The organism is Ercella succinigenes, assembly GCF_900002895.1.
Genome location: NZ_CDHP01000003.1, coordinates 111544 through 118217 on the forward strand (window position 1 = coordinate 111544; position 6674 = coordinate 118217).

Annotated in this window: 3 protein-coding genes and 1 tRNA gene; 3 read left to right on the top strand and 1 reads right to left on the bottom strand. The window is 35.0% G+C overall.

Translation table 11 applies throughout. The annotated features are described in order from the left end of the window. The first annotated feature begins 94 nt into the window (after positions 1–94). The 3 genes from AC0KSB_RS01400 (at position 95) to AC0KSB_RS01410 (ending at position 5287) form a co-directional block, all read left to right on the top strand. Complete coding sequence (locus AC0KSB_RS01400; protein ID WP_472305972.1) at positions 95–1321, top strand: MFS transporter; 1227 nt, start codon at positions 95–97, stop codon at positions 1319–1321. Positions 1322–1448: 127 nt separating this feature from the next. Beyond that, positions 1449–1539, top strand: a tRNA-Ser gene (locus tag AC0KSB_RS01405). Positions 1540–1894: 355 nt separating this feature from the next. Further along, a complete protein-coding gene (locus AC0KSB_RS01410) occupies positions 1895–5287 on the top strand; it encodes a Spy0128 family protein (RefSeq protein WP_472305974.1) in 3393 nt (1130 codons plus the stop codon). Positions 5288–5380: 93 nt separating this feature from the next. On the opposite strand, the gene AC0KSB_RS01415 is transcribed toward AC0KSB_RS01410, so the two are convergent. Continuing rightward, positions 5381–6520: a GGDEF domain-containing protein gene (locus tag AC0KSB_RS01415; protein ID WP_472305976.1), complete on the bottom strand. Its 1140-nt coding sequence runs from the start codon at positions 6518–6520 to the stop codon at positions 5381–5383. Positions 6521–6674: the final 154 nt, after the last annotated feature.

Consider the following 6674-nt stretch of genomic DNA (forward strand, 5'->3'; position numbering starts at 1 on the left):
AGACTTGTTTTAAAATTTTAGAAATTGGTAAGAATATAATATTTAAATTAGGACTCTGTTAACTAAGAATGAGAAAAAATTCAAGAGGTATATTATGAACAAGAAAAAAGTCAGTCCGCTTTTTATGTTTGGCAGTATGTATATTTTCTGGGTAAACGGATTACTTGTATTGATGACAAGTGCTATTTTGATTTACCTAATTTCAGACTATAATATTGCTTATGATCAGGCTGGCCTATTATTATCAGTTCAAGCAGTGGGAAATTTGATTTCAAATTTTCTTAGTGGCTGGCTTGCTTCACATATAGGCAGGAAAAAAACATTAATTACTGCGGCTGTTCTTTTTACAATTGGTTTTGGGTTGGTTGCTTTTTTGCCTCCTCTTTATATTTTGTATATAGCTCTTTTTATTACTGGTTTAGGCTGGGGATCGGCAAACAATATGATTAATTTTCTCGTTACAAGGGCTACAGAAGGTGATACTGGTAAAATATCGATAGTCCATACCTGTTACTCAGTTGGTGCTTTTATTGCACCGCTTATGATAGGATTATCAGTAAATTTAGGTTTGGGCTGGCGGCCAGCTGTAGCCGCAATTGCTTTCTTAAGTTTATTAATGATACCTCTGATTATGTTAATGCCAATAACAGAATCAAATAATTTAAAATCAAAACATATTGAAGATAATTTGCATAAAACCAGGTCTAATAATTTTTTGAGACAATGGCGCTATTATCTTTTTATGTTAATTCTATTTTGTTATGTTGGCATAGAAGTAGGTTTTAGTGGCTGGCTTGTTTCATACCTGAACAATACACGTTCGATTTCTGAAGCAAGATCACAGAGCTTGCTATCATTACTATGGGTTTTTATGATTTTTGGTAGGATCGCAGCCGCAGTTTTTGGCAATAAAATACGTAAAGCGCCTTTGCTCATGATAGAAGCGGCAGGCTGCACTGTGTCAGCTGTCATACTTATATCATCTCAATCACCAGTTTGGCTCACTATAGCAGTTGTTCTTATGGGTATTTCACTTTCTGCTTTTTATGGTATATGTATTGCAAATGCCGGCTATTTGATATCTGAATCAGCTTTGGCAAGTGGTTTACTATTATCTCTAGGTGGACTTGGTGCAACTATAATTCCTTATTTTGCCGGTTTGATTTCGAATAAAACTGATTTGATAAACGGAATGTGGTTTTTAGCTGTTATCTCTTTAATCATGACCTTGCTGACAAGTATAAACGCAATAACTGCTCGTATAGCCGAACTAAAAGAAATAAAGAAAGTAAAAGCAACGGATTTCTTATTTCCGAGATAGTTCTTGCTATTCAGTATATTTCAAAAAAACATATCAAATAATGGCAGATTGATTGACTTTTTACCTCTGAGGTGATAATATTTCCCTTGCCTGTGAAATAATTATTTGACAGTGTTTATATGGATACGGAGAGTTGGCTGAGCTGGTCGAAGGCGCATGACTGGAAATCATGTTTACGTGAAAGCGTAACCGGGGTTCGAATCCCCGACTCTCCGCCACTGAAAAGGTCTGAGGCTGTAAGGTTTCAGGCTTTTTTCTTTCTGATTTGCAATGCTTTTTCACTCAGTTTAAGTTCAGATAAAAGATCTAATTAAAAGTACCATGGGTTAACCAAAAGGTTTTCGCTATAATCACTCAAAGGAAATTTGTACTTTTTTGTAAAACTATTATCCAATCGTAACCAATAAAGCTTTTTATTAAGACAGAAAATAAGTATAATCTAAGCACAGAATTACATAAAAGGTTAACCACGTTTTCCTGAAAAAACGCGGCTGAAAACAGAGTTCTTGCCTCCAGAATTGCAAGACAGAAAAAGATTGATGTAATTTTATTCTATTTGAGGAGGCGATTCGTATGAAAAAGAAACTGTTTGATTTTAAAAACTTATCCAAGAAAACTAATTCAAGAAGCAAGATTAATTTTAAGGGCAGGTTCAGAGTATTTTTACTATTAGCCGTGTTCCTGTTATCTCTTTTGCCTGTTTATCCTGCTTTAGCAGATAACAATGCAATAGATTATAACGATACCTATAAATATTTGGGAACCGGTATTAATGGAACCAATATCTCTGGTACGTCTGTTGGTACCAGAAAATTCGATATGACAGGGGGATATGCAGCTTTTTGTGTTGATATAAATACTACTATTAACACAAATTCCAATTATGTCAAATTACCTCTGGATCATACAGAAAGTCTGAAAATGTTCCACAGCCAAAACGCAAGACCAGATAAAATCAGAGCATTATTGACATATGGCTGGGATAAGACGAGTCCAAATGAGATTACTGCTATTCAATATGCCCTCTGGAATGAGATGCATGGAACTCAGTTGCCTAGCAATGCATCTTCAACAATTAAGAATATATACAACAAGCTGGTTGATGATGCCCAGACTCCACCGATTCCCGTTGGAGAAGGTTTGAATCCTAATACTTTTACTCTTACTGGGCCAACTCCCGATCAACAGCAATATGTATCTGGGACTACAAATTATTCTTTTGATTTTTCTGCAACATCAAATGCTAATATAATCTTTGCTGTTTTTGACAGTAACGAAGATCAGTTGGCAGAAGCAAATTATGATATTCAAGATAAGGGAAACGGAAATTATACGCTGACATTGAAAAATGTAGCATCACCTTCAGGATACAGATTGCAGGCAACAACTCTTAAAAATACAGCTGTTGATGCACATGTATTTTTAAGCTTTAGTAATAACACTATAAACACAAAACTTTCACAGACTGTAGCGGGTGTAAAATTAAGTGAAACAACTCAAAGTGCTTCATTTAATGTAAACATTTATCCTTACACAGCGGAAGGTAGTATAACTCTTTCCGGTAATAAAACTTTGACCGGTAGAACTTTGACAGCAGACGAATTCGAATTTTCACTTTATGAGGGTGATGATTTAATAGATACAGCCAAAAATTTAGCAAACGGAAGCTTCAGTTTTGCTAAAATTAATTATACGCAGGAAGATATTGGCAGTAAAACCTATACTGTCAAGGAGAAACCTGGTACTTTAGGTGGAGTAGCATATGATACTTCAGAACATACTGTAATAGTAAACATTTCTGATAATGGCGATGGTACTTTGAAAGTTGAAATCGACGAAGAAAGCGATGCTCTTGAGTTTAGAAACACGTATTCTGCGACAGGAAGCATGGATCTTTCTGGTAGTAAAACACTCTCTGGTAGAGCATTGAAAGCAGGAGAGTTTGAATTTGCTCTTTATGAGGATGGTAAAATAATTGATACAGCCCAAAACTTAGCAAACGGAAGCTTCAGTTTTGGAACAATCAATTACACTCTTGGTGATGTTGGTGAAAAAATATATACAGTAATAGAAAGAGCTGGTACAGCTGGTGGCGTGACATATGACACAACACAGTATACAGTTAAAGTAAATATATCAGATAACCGTGATGGCACATTAGATGTAGTAATCGATGAAGAAAGTGATAATCCGGATGCACTGGATTTCACAAACACATATGAAGCAGAAGGCAAGATAGATCTTTCCGGTAATAAGATATTAACTGGAAGAGCAATGATTGCCGGGGAATTCGAGTTTGCATTGTATGAAGGCGAAGCCCTTGTAGAGACAACAACTAATGCAGCAAATGGAAGCTTCAGCTTTGGAACAATTGATTACACTCTGGAAGATGTTGGTTATAAAACATACATGATAGTTGAAACAACCGGTACGGCTGGTGGTGTGACATACGACGATAAAACTGTCACAGTTATAGTCAATATAACAGACAATGGCGACGGAACATTAAGTGCAACTATCGATCAGGAAAGTGATGCTATTAGTTTTACCAATACATATGAAGCAGAAGGTAGTATAGATCTTTCCGGTAATAAGACATTGACCGGCAGAGCAATGGCTGCAGAAGAATTTGAGTTTGCATTGTATGAAGGCGAAGCCCTTGTGGAGACAACAACTAATGCAGCAAATGGAAGTTTCAGCTTTGGAACAATTGATTACACTCTGGAAGATGTCGGTTATAAGACATACATGATAGTTGAGACAGCAGGTACAGCTGGTGGTGTGACATACGACGATAAAACTGTCACAGTTATAGTCAATATAACAGACAATGGAGACGGAACATTAAGTGCAACTATCGATCAGGAAAGTGATGCTATTAGTTTTACCAATACATATGAAGCAGAAGGTAGTATAGATCTTTCCGGTAATAAGACATTGACCGGCAGAGCAATGGCTGCAGAAGAATTTGAGTTTGCATTGTATGAAGGCGAAGCCCTTGTGGAGACAACAACTAATGCAGCAAATGGAAGCTTCAGCTTTGGAACAATTGATTACACTCTGGAAGATGTCGGCAGCAAAACATATACAGTAGTAGAAACAGCAGGTACAGCTGGTGGTGTGACATACGACGCAACAGAATATACAGTAATAGTAAATATCTCAGACAATGGAGATGGTACTTTAACTGTTGAAATTGATGAAGAAAGCGATGACCTGAATTTCACAAATACTTACACAGCAGCAGGTAGTATAGATCTTTCTGGTAATAAGACATTGACAGGTAGAGATCTTGTAGCTGGAGAGTTTGAATTTGAACTGTATGAAGGTGATAATTTGATTGAGACAGCAACGAACGCAGCAGATGGAAGCTATAGCTTTGGAACAATCAATTATACCCTTGAAGATGTTGGTAGCAAAATATATACAGTAGTAGAAAACAACAATGGTCTGACCGGTGTTACATACGACACAACTGAGTATTTAATCGAAGTAATCATCACAGATGGTGGTGAGGGTGAACTTGATATAACAACAAATATAGGAATAGTTGATCCTGACAGTGAAGAAAATGATTTTGAGTTAATGATGATTGAATTTAACGTAGCAGCCGATGAGCTTGATTTCACAAATACTTATTTTGAAGAAACAGAAGAAACAACAACAGAAACAACACCAGAAGAAACAACATTACCTACATTACCTGTTATAACTGTAGAAACAGAACCACTGCCGCTGGCTCCGGTAGATCCTACTCTTCCTGTTATACAGCCAATAACGGAAACACTTCCTCTGGCTCCGGCATTGCCGACAATTGAAGTAATACAAGAACAGATACCTCAGTCTGGTGAAAATGCACCTGTTTGGCCGATAGGTTTGGCACTGGTAATTATAGCTGCTGGTATGGGTTATCTGGTAAATAAAAGCAAAAAGAGTAATGTCAAAGAAAATGATGATATGAAATAATCACGCAAATTAAATTGTTACAGCAATGCTGTGATATATACCTATCTCTTTCCGAGCAAAGACCCTTCCTGCGTAATTGGGTCTTTGCTTTTTTTAAACAGAAATTTCAGAAGATAGATCTTTTTCACCTATTTCGTTATAAACACATTTGTCTTTGCCGGTTTGCTTAGCGATATATAATCTTCTATCTGCCGACTTGAAAAAATCATTCAGACTTTGTCCGTTGCTTTGAGCAATACCACAACTTAAAGTTAGATTGATGGGGCTATTACGGTATTTTTGAGATATGATAGATCTGAACCTAAAATATGCATTTTTTGCTTTCTCGATTGTACTTTCCGGCATCACCACTAAGAATTCTTCTCCACCATAACGGCCAATAAAGTTACTTGAATCTATGGTTTCTTTTAAAACATTTGCAACATCCATAATGACTTTGTCACCTTCAAGATGGCCAAAATTATCATTAATAAGCTTAAAATTATCTATATCCAGAAGCATAATTATGATTTCTGTGTTTTGCTCTTTAGATTTTTCTATTTGCTGATCCAGGAGGCTAAAAATAGTTTCGTGATTATATAGGGAGGTCATTTGATCTATTTTTGTGTGATTCAATAATGCTTGATTCTTTATACGCATCTCATCATGAAGAATAAAATCTTTTATTTTCATAGAAAATAAATTGTATGACAACATTAAAACAATAAAATTAAAAATTACAGTATTTAATCTTAGAACATTAATTGTTGAAATATCATTTTGATAAAACTCAATTCCAAAGAAAAAAATGAGTGTTGGAATCCCTATAATAAAAATACTCTCTTTAAAAGGCATATATGCTAGAGAGGCAACTCCCAGACAAACCATCATAAACATGTGTACAAGATCGCTTTTTCCTTGAGTTTCAAAAACTAAGGCTATGCCAAAGGCTATAATTCCCCAAACAGAAAAATAGAATAATATTTTCAAAAAAGAGACGGAAAGGTAATCAAAATTTTTATATGTAATTATTAAAACAGGTAGCATAAAAGTAAGAAAAATTAAAAAATATAAAATCACATGGCCTATATCCAGGAATTTTTCACTGAAAAAGTAAATAATCCACTCAGCTGCATAGAGAACTGATAAAATTGGTATTAGTCTGTCGTAGTTAATTTTTATATAATCTTTTTCAAATTCCTTTGCCCTCTTGAGATTATTTTGGTTATTTATTAGTTTTTCAAATATTTTCATTATTATTATCTCCGGATTTTTTAAAATTAAATAATGATTTCATATGAGTTTTCGTTTGTGTTTTTGTATTATATATCAGAACTTCCTCTTGAGTCATAAAAAACTTCATACTTTATAGATTAAGATAATACAACATCTTTAAACGTTTTGCTAG

What these genes read in the sequence shown, in the direction of transcription:
- AC0KSB_RS01400 (WP_472305972.1), top strand. Translation starts at nt 95, where the DNA reads ATGAACAAGAAAAAAGTCAGTCCGCTTTTTATGTTTGGCAGTATGTAT.
- AC0KSB_RS01410 (WP_472305974.1), top strand. Translation starts at nt 1,895, where the DNA reads ATGAAAAAGAAACTGTTTGATTTTAAAAACTTATCCAAGAAAACTAAT.
- AC0KSB_RS01415 (WP_472305976.1), bottom strand. Translation starts at nt 6,520, where the DNA reads ATGAAAATATTTGAAAAACTAATAAATAACCAAAATAATCTCAAGAGG.